Here is a 1,158-nt window from a genome sequence, read left to right as displayed (position 1 = left end):
CCCTTGTATCTGCACGGCCAGCATTTGTGCGATGGAAGTGACTTAGCGCCTTGGCCGGTGGCCACCGGCCAAGGCGCGTGGCGATGTCGCCCGTTACCCCTCCGGCTACAACCGTGGGTGAGCTCTGGGATCTTCGCCATGTCACGTACGACCGAACAGTCGCTTGAGTTCCAATCGCATGGACAAGGCAGGTTACCGTGAAGAAGACGATTTGTGGAGTGGACGTTTCGAAAGCTAAGCTCGATGTCTGCATCGAACCCGGGCATCGGTTCGCGAGCTTTGATAACGACACGGCAGGCATTGCGAAGTTGGCCGCGTTCTGCCGTGAACACGCCGTGGAGCTGGTGGTCATGGAGGCCAGCGGCGGATATGAGCGAAGGCCATTCGTCGAACTCTGGGAGAGAGGTATAAGCTGCGCGTTGACCAATCCTCGCAGCGTCCGCCGCTACGCCGAGGCGATGGGCATTCTGGAGAAAACCGACCGGATCGATTCCTCCGTCATTGCCCGCTTCGCCGATGCCAAGAGCCTGGCTCCGACCCCGCTGCCGAGCCGGGCCCAGCAGCGCCTGAAAGCCCTTGTGGCAAGGCTCCGGCAGGTTACCGACGATCTCATCGTGCAGAAGCAGCGTCGCGCCAGCCTGCTCGATAACACGGAAATGCGCGAGAGCATCGACGAGGTAATCGCCCTGCTGAAGCGCCAATCCCGCAAGCTCGAGGGGGAGATCGCTTCCATGATCGACGACGATCCGCTGTGGGCAAAGCTCGCCGAGTCCTGGCGCGAGGTGAAGGGCGTTGCAGGGCGGACCGTCGCCCGGCTGCACGCCGAGCTGCCGGAGATCGGAATCCTGTCGAACAAGGCCATCGCCAAGCTTACCGGCCTCGCCCCGATCGCAAATGACAGCGGTAAGCGAAAGGGCAAACGACCCACCCGCGGGGGCCGCGAGGGGGTCCGTTCGATCCTCTTCCTCGTCGCGGCCACCGCCGCCCGCTACGACAAAAGCCTCGCCGACTTCCGCAAGAGGTTGGTCGCTGCGGGAAAGGAAAAGATGGTCATTCGCATCGCGCTCGCCCGCAAACTCCTGGTCCGCCTCAACGCCAAGGCACGCGATGCGCGCACCGCCTACGCCAATGCAACTTGACAACAGAGATAGTCGCTCA

General features: G+C 62.6%; 1 protein-coding gene. It reads left to right on the top strand.

Annotated features, from left to right (window positions below; translation table 11 throughout):
• Positions 1–197 precede the first annotated feature (197 nt).
• Entirely contained in the window at positions 198–1,139 is a 942-nt protein-coding gene (locus tag AC0L3S_RS39050; RefSeq protein WP_473265980.1) for an IS110 family RNA-guided transposase, read from the top strand.
• The last annotated feature ends 19 nt before the right edge of the window (positions 1,140–1,158 follow it).

This window comes from Bradyrhizobium sp. Ken01 (assembly GCF_055807355.1).
The sequence above is the reverse complement of the archived record's forward strand: the minus strand, read 5'-3'. Positions and strand labels throughout refer to the sequence as shown.